Source organism: Bradyrhizobium sp. 190, from assembly GCF_023073415.1.
Taxonomy (GTDB): Bacteria; Pseudomonadota; Alphaproteobacteria; order Rhizobiales; family Xanthobacteraceae; genus Bradyrhizobium.
This window is the reverse complement of the sequence record NZ_JADPJL010000022.1, coordinates 20,219-35,443: the sequence shown is the minus strand read 5'-3', so window position 1 is coordinate 35,443 and position 15,225 is coordinate 20,219. Positions and strand designations below refer to the sequence as shown.

13 protein-coding genes and 1 riboswitch are annotated in these 15,225 nt (G+C 65.4%); of the genes, 7 read left to right on the top strand and 6 right to left on the bottom strand.

What is annotated here, in order from left to right:
* The 3 genes from IVB22_RS14970 to IVB22_RS14960 all read right to left on the bottom strand — a co-directional run.
* The coding region (locus IVB22_RS14970; RefSeq protein ID WP_247518097.1) for a heme biosynthesis protein HemY at window positions 1-1,502 on the bottom strand (1,502 nt) is incomplete at its 3' end.
* Window positions 1,503-1,510: 8 nt separating this feature from the next.
* Window positions 1,511-2,725, bottom strand: a complete 1,215-nt coding sequence (locus tag IVB22_RS14965; RefSeq protein WP_247518096.1) for a COG4223 family protein — start codon at window positions 2,723-2,725, stop codon at window positions 1,511-1,513.
* A 111-nt stretch (window positions 2,726-2,836) separates the two neighbouring features.
* Window positions 2,837-3,592 carry a uroporphyrinogen-III synthase gene (locus tag IVB22_RS14960; RefSeq protein ID WP_247518095.1) on the bottom strand — a complete coding sequence of 252 codons (756 nt, stop codon included), beginning with the start codon at window positions 3,590-3,592 and terminating at the stop codon, window positions 2,837-2,839.
* 144 nt (window positions 3,593-3,736) lie between these two features.
* Between IVB22_RS14960 and tsaD the strand changes: the two genes are divergently transcribed.
* The 3 genes from tsaD (at window position 3,737) to IVB22_RS14945 (ending at window position 6,321) form a co-directional block, all read left to right on the top strand.
* Complete coding sequence (gene tsaD / locus IVB22_RS14955; protein ID WP_247518100.1) at window positions 3,737-4,810, top strand: tRNA (adenosine(37)-N6)-threonylcarbamoyltransferase complex transferase subunit TsaD; 1,074 nt, start codon at window positions 3,737-3,739, stop codon at window positions 4,808-4,810.
* Window position 4,811: 1 nt separating this feature from the next.
* Window positions 4,812-5,792 (top strand): NAD(P)H-dependent glycerol-3-phosphate dehydrogenase, encoded by a 981-nt coding sequence (locus tag IVB22_RS14950; protein ID WP_247518094.1) that lies wholly within the window; start codon window positions 4,812-4,814, stop codon window positions 5,790-5,792.
* A 115-nt stretch (window positions 5,793-5,907) separates the two neighbouring features.
* Window positions 5,908-6,321: an EVE domain-containing protein gene (locus tag IVB22_RS14945; protein WP_247518099.1), complete on the top strand. Its 414-nt coding sequence runs from the start codon at window positions 5,908-5,910 to the stop codon at window positions 6,319-6,321.
* A gap of 115 nt (window positions 6,322-6,436) precedes the next feature.
* Here IVB22_RS14945 and IVB22_RS14940 read toward each other — a convergent pair whose 3' ends face one another.
* Window positions 6,437-7,594, bottom strand: a complete 1,158-nt coding sequence (locus tag IVB22_RS14940; RefSeq protein WP_247518093.1) for a DNA topoisomerase IB — start codon at window positions 7,592-7,594, stop codon at window positions 6,437-6,439.
* A 384-nt stretch (window positions 7,595-7,978) separates the two neighbouring features.
* Here IVB22_RS14940 and acs point away from each other — a divergent pair, with 384 nt between their 5' ends.
* Both acs and IVB22_RS14930 read left to right on the top strand, forming a co-directional pair.
* Window positions 7,979-9,931 carry an acetate--CoA ligase gene (acs, locus tag IVB22_RS14935; protein WP_247518092.1) on the top strand — a complete coding sequence of 651 codons (1,953 nt, stop codon included), beginning with the start codon at window positions 7,979-7,981 and terminating at the stop codon, window positions 9,929-9,931.
* A gap of 311 nt (window positions 9,932-10,242) precedes the next feature.
* Complete coding sequence (locus tag IVB22_RS14930) at window positions 10,243-10,758, top strand: L,D-transpeptidase (RefSeq protein WP_247518091.1); 516 nt, start codon at window positions 10,243-10,245, stop codon at window positions 10,756-10,758.
* Between the two features lie 46 nt (window positions 10,759-10,804).
* On the opposite strand, the gene IVB22_RS14925 is transcribed toward IVB22_RS14930, so the two are convergent.
* Together IVB22_RS14925 and IVB22_RS14920 are read right to left on the bottom strand one after the other, a co-directional pair.
* Window positions 10,805-11,404: a thermonuclease family protein gene (locus tag IVB22_RS14925; protein WP_374207532.1), complete on the bottom strand. Its 600-nt coding sequence runs from the start codon at window positions 11,402-11,404 to the stop codon at window positions 10,805-10,807.
* Between the two features lie 71 nt (window positions 11,405-11,475).
* Entirely contained in the window at window positions 11,476-11,685 is a 210-nt protein-coding gene (locus IVB22_RS14920) for a DUF1674 domain-containing protein (protein ID WP_247518089.1), read from the bottom strand.
* Between the two features lie 159 nt (window positions 11,686-11,844).
* Here IVB22_RS14920 and IVB22_RS14915 point away from each other — a divergent pair, with 159 nt between their 5' ends.
* Both IVB22_RS14915 and IVB22_RS14910 read left to right on the top strand, forming a co-directional pair.
* Complete coding sequence (locus IVB22_RS14915; RefSeq protein WP_247518088.1) at window positions 11,845-13,194, top strand: RsmB/NOP family class I SAM-dependent RNA methyltransferase; 1,350 nt, start codon at window positions 11,845-11,847, stop codon at window positions 13,192-13,194.
* A gap of 160 nt (window positions 13,195-13,354) precedes the next feature.
* On the top strand, window positions 13,355-15,070 hold the full coding sequence (locus IVB22_RS14910) for a heparinase II/III family protein (protein WP_247518087.1): 1,716 nt from the start codon (window positions 13,355-13,357) through the stop codon (window positions 15,068-15,070).
* A gap of 61 nt (window positions 15,071-15,131) precedes the next feature.
* Window positions 15,132-15,212, top strand: a riboswitch (ZMP/ZTP riboswitch).
* Window positions 15,213-15,225 lie beyond the last annotated feature (13 nt).

The window sequence follows — 15,225 nt, the reverse complement described above, 5'->3', positions numbered from 1 at the left end:
GGCTCGGGGGGCGCTGCCTCGGCGGGGGCAACCTCAGACGCAGCAGCCGGCGGCGGCGCATTGTCCTGCTCGGCGGGCGGCACCGGCGCGACTGATACGATGGGCTCGGCGGTCGATTCGCTCACGTCCTTTGGCGGCTCGAGCACGACGGCCCGGCGCGGGGTCGCCAGCATGGCTTCCTCGAAGGCTGAGGATTCGATCGCGGCCCCCTTGTCGGACGGAAGTGCGGCGACCGGCGTCTGCCACTGAAAGGCATCGAGCCTGCCGGTGACGGGGGAGACCGGCCGCCAGCGATCACTGACATAGCCGTCCGCAGTCCAGGCCGGATCGTGCAGCGCACGCACGGCGCGCAAGGTCCAGGCCCGCGCCCGGCCGCTGTCGCCATGTTCGGTGCGCTCGATCTCCGCCATCAAGAGCGCGACGCGTTGCGTAGGAGCGGCGATGAACGGCGCCAGCGCCTCGCGTGCTTTCGTAAACTCGGACGCGTCGATCGCGGCGCGGGCAATTGCCAGCGCGCCCTCGATGTGGCCCGGCATCTTCGCCGCGAGCGTCTCGACCCGCACCAGCCGCTGGCGCGCGGAATCGCCGAGCTTCACATGCGCATAGGCATCCGCAAGATCGGGATGCGGCTGCGCCAGCCACGCGGTCTCGACGAGGCGCATCGAACGCCGCACCTGATGCGCTTCGCTCTCGAACTTGCTCGCGAGCACCGCGGCCGGCACCAGCGTCGGCGCCAGCTTGACCGCTTCCATCACGCTGTCGCGCGCCAGATCGCGATCGACCTTCTCGAGTTCCAGCGCCCGTGCCGTCAGCAGCACGCCGCGTTGCCGGCGATAGGTCGCCTTGTCGATCAGCCCGGCCGATTGATTGTTGTCGAGGATCTTCAGCGCACCGGCCCAGTCGCCCTTGGCGCAGCAGAAGCCGAGCACCGCATGCGATGCCCATGACGAGGACGGCGACAGTTTCAGCGCTTCCTCCGCGACCATCACGGCCGCAACCGGATCGTCGGCGCGCTGCGCCTCGATGAACAGGCCGCGCAGGCCCAGCAGCCGCGTGTCCTCGCGTTCGGCCATGGCGCGGAAGGCGCGCTGCGCGCCTTCGCGGTCGCCGTCGAGCTGCGCCGACTGCGCATGCAGCAGCAGCGCCAACGGATCGTGCGCCGCATGTTTTCGCGCCGTCTCGGCATGGACGCGGGCCGCCGTGGAATCGCCATGGCCGATCGCGAGCAGTCCTTGCGTGATCGCATGCCGGCCGCGGGCCTGACGCCGTTCGCGCCGGCTGTGCCGCATACGCGCCGGCGTGCGCCACACGCCACGCAGGATCGCCCACGCCATCATCGCCGCAACGACGACAATGCCCAGCGCCAGCACGAAGACCGACAGCGTGGTCTGAACGCGATAACCGCCCCATGACAGCACGACATCGCCGGTCTGCTCGGCAATCCAGGCCGCGCCGGCCGCTCCCAGCGCGATCAACAACAGAAACAGAATGATCCGGATCATCGAAATCCTTATTGCGCCGGTTTGGCGAGCGCAGCCATGGAGTCTGCCGCAAATTGACGGGATGCGGCCAGCGCTGCGTCGCGCGCATCGGCCCGTTCAAGCCAGGACTGCGCCGCGGCGCGATCGTCCGGCTCCAGCGTCTTCAGTTCCCGCCGCGCCTCGTTGGCGTCATTTCGCAGCGCCGCTGCGGTGATCCGCGCCACCACGGCGCCGCGATCATTGCCGACGGTATCGGTGCGTTCGATCTTGACCAGTTTGGCGGCGCCGGCCTGCAGACGCTCGACGATGCCCGTGCCGGTCGTGGCGGTGCTCTGCTGGGCGGCCGGCAACAGTTTTGGCACCAACGTCAACAGTTCCGTGCTCAGCTTGCCGGCGTTCGGCACGCCCTTCTCGGCGAATTGTTCGAGCGGCTTGAGGACATCCGGATTGGGCGCCAGCGCTTTGGTCGCGGCGAGCGCAGCCGGATAAGGATCGCCGATCCGGACCAGCACATCGAGCAGCGCTCCCGCCACCAGGCGGCGCAGCGCCATATCGTCGGTAGGTTTGGCGTCGACCTTCGTGTCGGCAAGCTTGCTGCCTTGCTGCGCGATCTCGGCGCCCTGCGTCCGCACCAGGCTTTCGATCTTCGCGATGCGTTCATCGATCCCGGAGAGATCGACAGGCGCGGCGCCGTCACCGCGCGGCCCTGATTTCACATCGTTGACGGCGGACGCGAGCTTCTCGCCTTGTGCGCGCGTCGCGGCGAGTTCAGTGCGCAGCGCCGCGACTGTTTTTTCCAGGGCCTCGGCGCGCGCGGCAGCGGCGGGATCGGGTACGGGCTTGCCTGCTTTCGACTCCAGGCCCGCGATGCGCGTGGTCAGACCGTCGATGGCGGCCGTGTTGATCTGCGCTGCCGACGGCGCTGACGCGGGCTGGATCGCAGGCCAACCCAGCATCCAGCCGACGCCAATCACCAGCGCCGCGGCGGCGGCGCCGGACACCGGCGCAACGATCCAGGGAGAAACCGGTCGGGATGGCGGCTCCGCAACCGGAGGTTCTGCCGTTGAAGCCGCGGCGACCCCGGGCGCTGGCTCAGCCGCGGGCTCGGGTTCAGGCGGCGCTTCGCCAGAACTCTTGGTCTCGCTCGACACTTCGGTCGCCTCGAGCTCGATGGTCGGCGGCTCGCGCTTCGGCCGGCCCGAATCGGGCAGCGATCCAGTGTCTTCGGGCCTGTCATCGACCATCACAGCGGTTCCCTCTGGTGGTTAGGTTGCCGGAACTTAGCAGAATCGGGACGTCTTAGAGCATGATCCGGCAGTGGCGGCACCGGTTTTCCGATAAGACCATGGTCAGACTTAAAGATTAGAGCTCAATCGCGGCTGCAACGCCCGGCCCAGCGCCTCGAACAGGGCATTTTCATCCGGAGAAGCCGCCGCCGTGACCTGGGTCGCGCCGGCGTCCCGCAACACCGCGGCGACGGCCGGCGAAATGCAGCATTGCGGCAGCGCCAATGCTGAGATTTCGACGCCCCCGGAGCGCGCCGCCTCCAGGAATGCGCGCGCGCTGCGCCGTGAAAAATGCAGCACCGCCTCGACCTCATGCGCCACGAAAGCGTCACATATTTCCCGCGGCAGGCTGGGCGCGGGTACCATCCGGTAGGTGGTCTGCGTCACCACCGTAAAGCCGTGCTCGCCGAGTTCGCTCGCCAGGTCGCGCGCGAGATCGGCGCCTGCAAGGTAAAGGATCGGGCTCGCTTTCTTCAGTTGCTTCGACTTCGCACGCGCCAGCACCAGATCGCGCAACGTGCCGGCGTCGCCCCTTGACGCGATCACCTCGCCAAACCCGGCGTCGCGCGCCGCGCCCGCGGTGTTTTCTCCGACCGCGAACAGCGGCAGTTTGAGGAGCCGGCTGTCGGCCAAATGTGACGTGATGGCACGCAGTGCGTTGGCGCTGGTGACGATGACCGCGCCGTAGGTCGCGTCCGCATCGTCCTGGAACGGCACCGGCTCGAACCGCAGCATCGGCGCGCGCAGGACATCGAACCCGCGCGCGCGAAGCGCCTTGGCCGTCGTCTCATCATCCGGGCTTGGTCGCGTGACGAGAACGGCCATATTTCAGATCTCCGCGAAAACGATTTCGGCACACTCAAGCGATTGCACGCCGTCACCTCGTAATGCTACCCGGTTACGGAAGCGTTGTTTTTGTGGATAGCGCAAGGGTTGAAATAAGGGCTCAAATTGGACAACGACACGCCGATGCTGGTGCTGGGTATCGAAACCACCTGCGATGAAACCGCGGCCGCCGTGGTGGAACGCCAGAGCGACGGCAGCGGCAAGATTCTGTCCAATATCGTGCGCTCCCAGACCACAGAGCACGCCCGCTTCGGCGGCGTGGTGCCGGAGATCGCGGCGCGGGCCCATGTCGACCTGCTCGATGGAATCGTCGGACAAGCGATGAAGGACGCGAACATGGGCTTTGCGCAATTGTCGGCGGTGGCCGCCGCCGCCGGACCCGGCCTGATCGGCGGCGTGATCGTCGGCCTCACCACGGCGAAGGCGATTGCCATGGTGCACGATACGCCGCTGATTGCGGTCAATCATCTCGAAGCCCACGCGCTGACGCCGCGGCTCACTTGCGCGCTCGCCTTTCCCTATTGCCTGTTTCTTGCGTCCGGCGGACACACCCAGATCGTCGCCGTGGTCGGCGTCGGCAAATATGTGCGGCTCGGCACCACCGTCGACGACGCGATGGGCGAGGCCTTCGACAAGGTCGCAAAGATGCTGTCGCTGCCCTATCCCGGCGGGCCGGAGGTCGAGCGCGCTGCAGGGAGCGGCGACGCCAAACGGTTCGCCTTCCCGCGACCGATGCTCGGACGACCCGATGCGAATTTCTCGCTGTCGGGATTGAAGACGGCGGTTCGCAACGAAGCCAGCCGCCTGATGCCGCTGGAACCGCAGGACGTCAGCGATCTCTGCGCCAGTTTTCAGGCCGCGGTGCTGGAATCGACGGCGGACCGGCTGAGCGTTGGCCTGCGCCTGTTTCACGAGCAGTTCGGCCCGCCGCGCGCGCTGGTCGCCGCCGGCGGCGTCGCCGCCAATCACGCCATCCGCGGCGCGTTGCAGGACGTTGCCGCGAAAGCGCAGACCACGCTGATCATTCCGCCGCCCGCGCTGTGCACGGATAATGGCGCCATGATCGCCTGGGCCGGCGCGGAACGGATGGCGCTCGGACTGACAGACACGATGGATGCGCCGCCCCGCGCCCGCTGGCTGCTCGACGCCAACGCGACAGCGCCGGCCGGCTACGCCAAAACGCGCGCAGGATTTTGATATGGCATCCTTTAATTCGGTCACAGTGATCGGCGGTGGCGCATATGGCACCGCGCTCGCATGCGCCGCGCTGCGCGCCGGCCGTGAAGTCATGCTGTATGCGCGAAACGCCGAAAGCGCTGCGCAAATGAAAGCGACACGAAAGAATCCAAAGCTGCCCGGTGTGAGCCTCGACAGAGGTATCGGCATCACGGCCGACATCGTTGCAGCGGCGCGCGCGGACCTCATCCTGCTTGCCACGCCTGCGCAAAACTTGCGCGAAGCCGCAACGACGCTTGCGCCGCACCTGAAGCCTGCGACGTCAGTTGTCGCCTGTGCCAAGGGCATCGAGCGCGGCACCCATCGGTTCATGACCGAAGTCATTACTGAGACCATACCGGCTGCAATCCCTGCGATCCTGTCGGGACCGAATTTCGCCGACGACGTGGCGCGAGGCCTTCCAACCGCCGTGACGCTTGCCGCAAGGGATGAAAGGCTGGCGAGCGATCTGGTGCAGGCACTGGGCTCGTCAACCTTCCGGCCCTATCACACCACGGATGTCCGCGGCGTCGAGATCGGCGGCGCGGCCAAGAACGTGCTGGCGATCGCCGCCGGAATCGTCGTCGGCCGGCAACTCGGCGCCTCGGCGCTGGCGGCGCTCACGACGCGAGGTTTCAGCGAACTCGCCCGGCTCGGCCGCGCCTGCGGCGCGCGCAGCGAAACGCTGGCGGGCCTTTCCGGCCTCGGCGACCTGATCCTGAGCTGCTCAAGCCTTCAATCCCGCAACTTTGCGTTCGGCATCGCGCTCGGCCGCGGCGAAGCGCCGAACCGCGACAAGCTCGCCGAAGGCGAGTTCACGGCGCCGGTCCTGATCGAACTGGCGGCTTCGCAGAACGTCGATATGCCGGTATCAAATGCGGTCGCAGCGATCCTGGACGGCAAGGTAACGATCGACGCGGCGATCGAAGGCCTGCTGACGCGGCCGTTCAAGGCGGAGGAATGATCGTTCCTCGTCATGCCCGCGCTTGTCGCGGGCATCCACGTCTTGGATAATGGCACTGAAGGAAGACGTGGATGGCCGGGTCAAGCCCGGCCATGACGAGCAGAGAGTGGACGTCATGAATTACTGGCTGGTGAAATCCGAACCCTCAACCTGGTCGTGGGACCAGCAGGTTGCAAAGGGGGCAAAGGGCGAAGCCTGGACTGGCGTGCGCAACTTCACCGCGCGGCAGAATCTCGTCGCCATGAAGAAGGGTGACAAGGCCTTCTTCTATCATTCCAACGAGGGCAAGGAGATCGTCGGCATCGCCGAAATCATCAAGGAAGCCTATCCCGATCCTTCCGACAAAACCGGCAAATTCGTCTGCGTCGACATCAAGGCGGATAAGCCGTTGAAGACGCCGGTGACGATGGCCGCGATCAAGGCCGACAAGAAACTCGCCGCCATGGCGCTGGTGAAGTATTCGCGGTTGTCGGTTCAGCCCGTGACGGCGGAAGAGTGGAAGATGGTCTGCAAGATGGGCGGGATGTAGCTAGCCACACCGCGTAGGGTGGGCAAAGGCGCACTTGCGCCGTGCCCACCATCTATCGACATCGGGATATTGAATGGTGGGCACGCTGCGCTTTGCCCACCCTACGGCTTCGGTGTTACGCCGCCGCTGCCGTCACCACCTGCGCCAGCAGCGCCTCGCGCTTGGCTTGCGTACGATAACCCTTCATCGTCGCGGCAAAACGCTCGAGGATGCCGTCTTCGAACGCCGTGACGATGGTGTCGTGGACGTAGCTCTTGCGGCAGATCGCAGGCGTATTCGACAGCTCATCCGCTGCGGCGCGCACCGCATCCAGCACCTGCCTCTTGCGGCCGCGCTCGCTTGCTGCCGGCGTAATCCGCGACAGCGATTCCAGCACCACGGCTGACGCCATCAGGGTGCGGAAATCCTTCAGCGAAATCTTGATGCCGGCGATCTCGCGCAGGAACGCATTCACGGTCGTGGTCGAGACCGTGCGAACGTTGCCGGAATTGTCGCGATACTGGAACATGCGCTTGCCCGGCACGGTGCGCAGGATGCCGATGGCGCGCACCAGCTTGGCGGCGTCGCATTCCTTGCGCACGGCCTTGCCGCCCTTGGCCTTGAAGGTCAGGACGAAGCAGTCGTCTTCCAGCGTGACGTTGGACTTCAACATCGTGGTGGCGCCGCGGGTGCCGTTGAGGCGGGCATATGATTCGTTGCCCGGGCGGATCGCGGTACGGGCGATCAGTTCGATTACCGCCGAGAGCGTGAACTCGCGCGTCGGCTCGTCGCCGGACAGATAGGCCGAGACCTTGCGACGGATTTTCGGCAACGCCGCCACCAGCCGCGCCAGGCGATGCGCCTTGCGCTGTTCGCGGACCTTTTCCCAATCGACATGGTAGCGGTACTGCAGCCGCCCGGCCGCATCGATGCCGACGGCCTGCAGATGCGAACTCGGATCGGCCGAATAGCGCACGTCGCGATAGGCCGGCGGCACCGCCATGGAGTGCAGGCGGCGGATGGTACCGGCGTGACGGATCTGGGTGCCGTTGGCGCGATGGAATGAATAGCCCTTGCCGCGCTTGACGCGGCGGATGGTCAGCCCGTTCTGGTCACCGAGCTTGAGGCCAAGTTCCTCGGCCAGATCTGCGACGGAGGTTTTGACAACGATGTGCGGCTTTGCCGCGGGCGCTTTCAGCGTCGGCTTGGGCAGTTGCCCGAGCGCTTCGGCCAATGCAACGGCAGGATCGGCGGAAACGGGCCGCGTAGCCTCGAAACTCTGCTGATCCATCATGACCGTTATCGCCTTGCTCCACCTGTCTGCCGGCAATGCCCGTTGTTGTGGCTTGGTTCCGGAGGGCCGTCCGGCCCCGGGGAGGCCATTTAGGGCGTAACGGCCGGCTTTGCGAGTCCCGATTCCGTCATTGCCGGTAGTAAAATACCCGTCATGGGAGCCATTCGGCGATAACGTTGATTTTTGCCTCGGCCGGATCGTGAAAAAGATCCGAAAAATGACGGCGGTTTGATCGGCGACAAGCGGCAAGCCGGGCGGCGCGACCAAGGTCGCAGACGTTTGCGCCTTGTCCGGGGATCGTCCCGCGACGCATAATCGTTGCAACAATCAGGACGGCTTGCGGCCATCAGCGTGTGCGGCGCCGCAATGAGTGGGAGGGTCAAGATGTCCGAGAAAATTTACGACGTATCCGCAGATTGGGCCAAGCGCGCCTTTATCGATGACGCCAAGTACCGCGAGATGTACGCCCGCTCGGTCAGTGATCCCAATGGCTTCTGGGCCGAACAGGCCAGGCGCGTCGACTGGATCAAACCGTTCCACAAGGTCGAGAACGTCTCCTATGCCCCCGGCAACATCTCGATCAAATGGTTCGAGGATGGCGTTCTGAACGCCGCCTGGAACTGCATCGACCGCCATCTCGACAAGCGCGGCAACCAGACGGCCATCATCTGGGAGGGCGACGACCCGTCGCAGTCCAAGCACATCACCTACCGGCAGCTGCACGACGAAGTCTGCAAGATGGCCAACATCCTGCGTACCCGGAACGTCAAGAAGGGCGACCGCGTCACGATCTACCTGCCGATGATTCCGGAAGCCGCCTATGCGATGCTGGCCTGCGCGCGGATCGGCGCCATTCATTCGGTGGTGTTCGCCGGCTTCTCGCCCGACAGCCTTGCCCAGCGCATCACCGACTGCCAATCCAAGTTCATCATCACCGCCGACGAGGGACTGCGCGGCGGCAAGAAGGTGCCGCTGAAGGCCAATGTCGATGCCGCGATTGCGAAAGCCGGCGGCGTCGATTGGGTCGTGGTGGTCAAGCGCACGGGTACAGCCGTCAACATGAATCCTTCGCGCGATTTCTGGTACCACGAAGCCGCCGCGATGGTGACGACGGAATGCCCGGTCGAGCATATGCATGCGGAAGACCCGCTGTTCATCCTCTATACGTCGGGCTCCACCGGCCAGCCCAAGGGCGTGCTGCACACCACCGGCGGCTATCTCGTGTTCGCGTCGATGACGCATCAACACGTGTTCGACTATCACGACGGCGATATCTACTGGTGCACCGCCGACGTCGGCTGGGTCACCGGCCACAGCTACATTCTCTATGGACCGCTTGCGAACGGCGCGACCACGCTGATGTTCGAAGGCGTGCCGAACTATCCGGATAATTCGCGCTTCTGGAACGTCATCGACAAGCACAACGTCAACATCTTCTACACCGCGCCGACCGCGATCCGCGCGCTGATGCAGTCAGGCGACGGCCCGGTGCAGAAGACCTCGCGCAAGAGCCTGCGCCTACTGGGTTCAGTTGGCGAGCCGATCAATCCGGAAGCCTGGGAATGGTATCACCGCGTGGTCGGCGACGGCCGCTGCCCGATCGTCGATACCTGGTGGCAGACCGAAACCGGCGGCATTTTGATCACGCCGCTGCCGGGCGCGACCAAGCTCAAGCCGGGTTCGGCGACGCGGCCGTTCTTCGGCGTGGTGCCCGAGATCGTCGATGCCGACGGCAAGGTGCTGGAAGGCGAATGCACCGGCAATCTCTGCATCGCGAAATCCTGGCCGGGGCAGATGCGCACGGTCTATGGCGATCACGCCCGTTTCGAGCAGACCTATTTCTCGACTTACAAAGGCAAGTACTTCACCGGCGACGGCTGCCGCAGGGATGCCGACGGCTATTACTGGATCACCGGCCGCGTCGATGACGTCATCAACGTCTCCGGCCACCGCATGGGCACGGCCGAGGTCGAGAGCTCGCTCGTCGCACATGCAAAAGTGTCGGAAGCGGCCGTGGTCGGCTATCCCCACGACATCAAGGGCCAGGGCATCTACGCCTATGTGACCCTGATGGCCGGCACCGAGCCGAGCGAGGAATTGCGCAAGGAGCTGGTGGCCTGGGTGCGCAAGGACATCGGCCCGATCGCCTCCCCCGACCAGATCCAGTTCGCGCCGGGCCTGCCGAAAACCCGTTCCGGCAAGATCATGCGCCGCATCCTGCGCAAGATCGCCGAGGACGAACCCTCCAGCCTAGGCGACACCTCGACGCTCGCCGACCCCGCCGTGGTCGAAGACCTCGTGCAGAACCGGCAGAACAAGAAGGGCGCGCCGGCGTAAGGCCCTGCCGGAGCAAACGCCTCGCCCCTGGAGACCTGGGGCGAGGCCGGCAGTCCTTTCCTGCTCACGCGGTTGTCAGTGGCGAGCCCGCTTCGGCGGGCATTTCGCTGCCATGTGTTGTTTTCAGATCATTTACTTTATTTCGAACATTTTCTTTGTTCCGCCCAGCGAAACAGTCTCGAAGGCCGGCATAGAAACCGGCCGGTCAATTCGCGCGACTAAACTAAACGCGTGGACGAGATTGCGGGCCGTCGAGGCCTGAAAGGACATTTGAGGGCCCCCCAATTGGGGCGGGCAAAGTGGAGCTGGGCATGTCGATGAAGATTGCGGTGGCGTTGGCCGCCACCTTGGCTGCGGGCACTATCACTATGATGTCACAGGCGCAGGCGCGGCCGGAAATGGTCGATATCAGCGGCGATTACGCGCCGGGCACGATCGTGGTGAAGACCCATGAGCGGCGGCTTTATCTCATTCTCGATTCCGGCCGCGCCATGCGCTATCCGGTTGGCGTCGGCAAGGCCGGCAAGCAGTGGTCCGGCACCACAAAGATCGACGGCAAGTATCTCAACCCGGCGTGGTCGCCGCCGAGCGAAGTCAAGCGCGACAAGCCTGGCATGCCCGACGTCATTCCCGGCGGCTCGCCACGCAACCCGATGGGCGTCGCGGCAATGACGCTGGCCGGCGGCGAGTACGCCATTCACGGCACCAACGTACCAGGCTCGGTCGGCGGCTTCGTATCCTACGGTTGCATCCGCATGCTCAACGACGACATCTCCGATCTCTATCAACGCGTACCGGTCGGAACGACCGTGACTGTCACGCGCTGATCCACGGATCAGATTGATACAAGAGCCGCGCGATTGTGCGGCTCTTTCATTTGAGCGGCGTTTGTCCTGCGTTCGCACACCAGCCGTTGCGATGGCCGCCGCCGTAGCTGCGGACATGACCCGCGGCGAGCATCGCCGTCGAAACATTTCCGGTGCGCCGCGTCGTGACATCAGCGACGACGCGGCCGGAGTATTTATCAGGCGCGATATTGAAGATCCTGACGTCGCCTTCGCCGAGCATTGCGCGCAACGCGCCCGTAGCGGTCTCGGCCATCTGCAGTTCCTGCGGGCAGGACGCCTTTAATTCAGGGGCGTCGATGCCGCGCAGACGCACCCGTGTGCTGAGATCGAGACCCGGCTCCAGGTGAACCCGCGCCTCGAACGTGTCGCCATCAATCGTGCGGATGACGTCGACGGCGTGACGCGTGTCGGGATTTCCGGCCCGCTTCCAGATGGTCTCGGCATCGCGCGCCGCCTGACTGTCTAGGGAATGCGACCAAGGCCCGCGCACCCAGTCCCGCACCGGCAGCATCGTCCCCGCCGCCACGCAAACCACGAACATCCACGGCAACGCCGCCGAAAACCAGCGGCGCCAGGGACCCCGGCGCGGGGGCCGATATGCATTCATTCTCTCGTATGGGGGCATATTCCCGGACTAAGGGCTGAGTCGGGGCATCCGGCAAGAGCCCATTGCTATCCCTTGCTATCCCTTGGACCTCAAAAGTCCGACGCGATCCCCTTGTGCTCCCAATCGCCATATCGGGTCGGTTCCAGACCCTTCGGGCCGTGAAACTCCTTCTGATGCGGCGGGGCGCTGGCTTCGGCGGCCTTGCGGCGTGCTTCGGCCTCGGCCAGCGCGCGCTCGGCGGCGGGCGGCAGCTTCTTGCGTTCCGCGACGGGCGCGGGGGATGAAAAATAGTCGGTCATCGCAACTCTCCCATAGCACAGGGATAGGCGCACAGATGACATCACATTCGTGAAATTGTCTGTGGCGATTCTTACATTTGGCATATTCGCATGCCAAACGGGCTTTCATTCCAATGGCATGAGCCAGAACCTTTCCGCTTTCCGAGACATTGCTGCTTCATGCCACCTTCCCGATTCGCAGTACCTTCCGAAGTGCCCGGTCTCGCCGCACGCCGGATCGCGGCCGATATTCTCGACGGCGTGCTGCACAAGCATCGCACCCTCGACGATCAGCTCGATGGCGCCGGCGCGCATCCCGGCCTGAAGACGCTAGCCGATCGCGACCGCGCCCTGATGCGGCGGCTGGTGGCGACGATCCTGCGGCGGCTCGGCACGCTGGGCCATTTGCTGTCGCGCCTGCTCGATCGCGGCATCCCGACGGACGCGCCGCGCGCGCAAAGCGCGCTGCTGATCGGTGCTGCACAGATTCTCTGGATGGATGTGCCCGATCATGCCGCCGTCGATCTCTCGGTGCGGCTGGTGCAATCGGACCGCCGCGCCGCGAAATATGCCGGCCTCGTCAACGCGGTGCTGCGCCGCTGCGCCCGCGAGGGGCAACCGCTGATCGACGAAGTCAAATCGCAGAACCTGGATATTCCGCCGTGGCTGTTGGCGCGCTGGATCGGCGCCTATGGCGACACCACGGCGCGGCAGATGGCGCTCGCCGTCGGCTATGAACCGTCGCTCGACATCACCGTGAAATCAGACGCGGCGCAATGGGCGAGCCGCCTGCACGGCGAAACCTTGCCGACCGGCACCGTGCGCACCTTGCTGCAGGGTTCGGTGACCATGCTGCCCGGCTTCACCGAGGGGCAGTGGTGGGTGCAGGACGCCGCCGCCGCGCTGCCAGCGCGGTTGTTCGGCGACGTCGGCGGCAAGACCATCGTCGACCTCTGCGCCGCGCCCGGCGGCAAAACCGCACAACTGGCGCAAGCCGGCGCGCGCGTGACCGCGGTGGACCGCTCGCCGGCGCGCATGGCGCGGCTACGCGACAATCTGGCGCGGCTTTCACTGCAAGCCGAGGACGTCGTGACCGATGCCGCCGAGTGGCCCGGTAACGGAAATGGAGGCTTTGACGGCGTGCTGGTGGACGCGCCCTGCACCTCCACCGGCACCATCCGCCGTCACCCCGACGTGGCCTGGCTGCGACAGGAGGCTGACATTGCCGCACTGGCGGCGTTGCAGAAACGATTGCTGCAACGGGCGGTCGCGCTGCTCAAGCCGGGCGGAACGCTGGTCTATTGCACCTGTTCGCTGGAGCCGGAGGAAGGTGAGCAGGCGGTCGCATCACTGCTAGCCGCCGAATCCGGCGTGCGCCGTGCCCCGATCGAGGTCGGCGAGGTCTCCGGCCTCAGCGAAATCCTGACCGCAAACGGCGATTTACGGACCCTGCCCTGCCATTTGCCCCATACCGACCCCCGGCTCGGCGGGTTGGATGGATTTTACGCCGCGCGGCTGGTTAAATCCTGATTTTAAACTGGAATTCGCCGACTCTGGAGTGATTCGCCGGTTTTCAAGATGGTGTCATCCCGGCGTTTCCGGATTAAAAGGATTCGCCAGAATACCCCTCCCTCCCTAAGCAAGGCACGGCGTGTCGGTCGCTCAACGCAGACGCATCTCGACGCTTATCATGAGCCGCTCGGCGCGGACCGTGATCGCGCGTGCGACCGGGGCGACGGTGGCGGTGTCGCGGCTGTGGCCGGGCCGCGCCGACCGGCTGATCATCGCGCCGCACGATCTGCGCACCGCCGACGCCACCCGCGCCGCCGAAATTTACGCCGGCCGCTTCGTGTTCGCCGGCAAGATCGTGACCTGTCATGGCCGCTCGATCTTCGATCTCGAGCCGCCGTCGGAAGATTGGGAAGTCGCCCTGCTCGGCTTCGGCTGGTTGCGGCACCTGCGCGCCGCCGACACCGCGCTGACCCGCGCCAATGCCCGCTCGCTGGTCGACGACTGGATCTCGAATCCGGGGCGCAAGCGGCCGCTCGAACGCCGCCCCGACGTGCTGGCGCGCCGCGTGATCTCGCTGTTGTCGCAGGCGCCGCTGGTGCTCGGCGACACCGACGGAAAATTCTATCGCAAATATCTGCGCGGGCTGACCCGCGAGATTCGCTATTTGCGCTACGCGATGCTTGACATCGCCGACGGCGTGCCGCGGCTGCAGGTCCTGATCGCGCTGTGCTACGCCTCGCTGTGCCTGGCCAATCAGGCGCGGCACATCCGTTCCGCCACGCGACGGCTTTCCGACGAATTGCAGCGGCAGATCATGCCCGACGGCGGGCATATCTCACGCAATCCCGGCGCGCTGGTCGAACTGCTCAGCGACCTGCTGCCGCTGCGCCAGACCTTTGCCGCCCGCAACATCGCGCCGCCGCCGGCGCTTTTGAATGCGATCGACCGCATGATGCCGATGCTGCGCTTCTTCCGGCACGGCGACGGCAGCTTCGCGCTGTTCAACGGCATGAGCAACGCGCCCTCGGATCTGGTGGCCACCCTGCTCGCCTATGATGATACCCACGGCGTACCGATGGCGAACATGCCGCATACCGGCTTTCAGCGCCTCGATGCCGGCACCACGACCGTCATCATGGACAGCGGCCCGCCGCCGCCGCCGAATGTCAGCCAGGAAGCGCACGCCGGCTGCCTCTCGTTTGAATTGTCGTCCGGGGCGAGCCGGATCGTCGTCAATTGCGGCATGCCTTCGACCGGCCGCGACAACTGGCGCAGCTTTGCGCGCAGCACCGCGGCGCATTCGACGCTGACCTATCACGACACGTCCTCGTGCCAGTTCATCGAACTGTCGGCGATGAAACGCCTGCTGCAGGGCGCACCGGTCGTCAGTGGCCCGTCCAATGTGGAAAGCTACCGCGAGGCGGTGGCCGACGGCGATCTCCTGACCACGTCCCATGACGGGTATCTTGCAAAATTCGGCGTCGTGCACCGCCGGGTGTTGATGATCTCTCAAGACGGCGGCAGGCTCGACGGCGAGGACACCATCTCGCCGGCGCCGGGCGCGCGCATCAAGGGCGCCGAGACCGATTTTGCCCTGCGGTTTCATCTGCATCCCGCGGTGAAGGCAAGCCGCCTCAGCGACGCACGCGGCGTCATGCTGGTATTGCCGAACCGCGACGTCTGGACCTTCGAGGCGCTCGACGACAAGGTCGACCTCGAGGACAGCGTGTTTCTGGCCGGCAATGACGGCCCCCGCCGCACCACCCAGATCGTGATCCGCCAGGATTCCCGCCACGCCTCCTCGGTCCGCTGGAGCTTTGTCCGCTCGGCGACGACGGCCGCCGGCACCAACGCCCGGCGCAATGCGCGGCGCGAGCCGGAATTGCCGCTCTAAGTCTTGCACAGAGACGGCAATCTGTCCCCATTGAGAACCCCGCCAAAAGCTGCTAACCAGCCCGCTCTCGCGCGACTGGCGACTTTGGATGGAGCACCATCGGGAAGCGCGAGAGTGACCGCCGCGCGCCTGGGCATAAGCATCCCCTGACAGAG

Excerpts from the sequence above, each read along its gene's own strand:
- IVB22_RS14965 (WP_247518096.1), bottom strand. The coding sequence starts at position 2,725 with ATGGTCGATGACAGGCCCGAAGACACTGGATCGCTGCCCGATTCGGGC.
- IVB22_RS14960 (WP_247518095.1), bottom strand. The coding sequence starts at position 3,592 with ATGGCCGTTCTCGTCACGCGACCAAGCCCGGATGATGAGACGACGGCC.
- tsaD (WP_247518100.1), top strand. The coding sequence starts at position 3,737 with ATGCTGGTGCTGGGTATCGAAACCACCTGCGATGAAACCGCGGCCGCC.
- IVB22_RS14950 (WP_247518094.1), top strand. The coding sequence starts at position 4,812 with ATGGCATCCTTTAATTCGGTCACAGTGATCGGCGGTGGCGCATATGGC.
- IVB22_RS14945 (WP_247518099.1), top strand. The coding sequence starts at position 5,908 with ATGAATTACTGGCTGGTGAAATCCGAACCCTCAACCTGGTCGTGGGAC.
- IVB22_RS14940 (WP_247518093.1), bottom strand. The coding sequence starts at position 7,594 with ATGATGGATCAGCAGAGTTTCGAGGCTACGCGGCCCGTTTCCGCCGAT.
- acs (WP_247518092.1), top strand. The coding sequence starts at position 7,979 with ATGTCCGAGAAAATTTACGACGTATCCGCAGATTGGGCCAAGCGCGCC.
- IVB22_RS14930 (WP_247518091.1), top strand. The coding sequence starts at position 10,243 with ATGTCGATGAAGATTGCGGTGGCGTTGGCCGCCACCTTGGCTGCGGGC.
- IVB22_RS14925 (WP_374207532.1), bottom strand. The coding sequence starts at position 11,404 with ATGCCCCCATACGAGAGAATGAATGCATATCGGCCCCCGCGCCGGGGT.
- IVB22_RS14920 (WP_247518089.1), bottom strand. The coding sequence starts at position 11,685 with ATGACCGACTATTTTTCATCCCCCGCGCCCGTCGCGGAACGCAAGAAG.
- IVB22_RS14915 (WP_247518088.1), top strand. The coding sequence starts at position 11,845 with ATGCCACCTTCCCGATTCGCAGTACCTTCCGAAGTGCCCGGTCTCGCC.
- IVB22_RS14910 (WP_247518087.1), top strand. The coding sequence starts at position 13,355 with ATGAGCCGCTCGGCGCGGACCGTGATCGCGCGTGCGACCGGGGCGACG.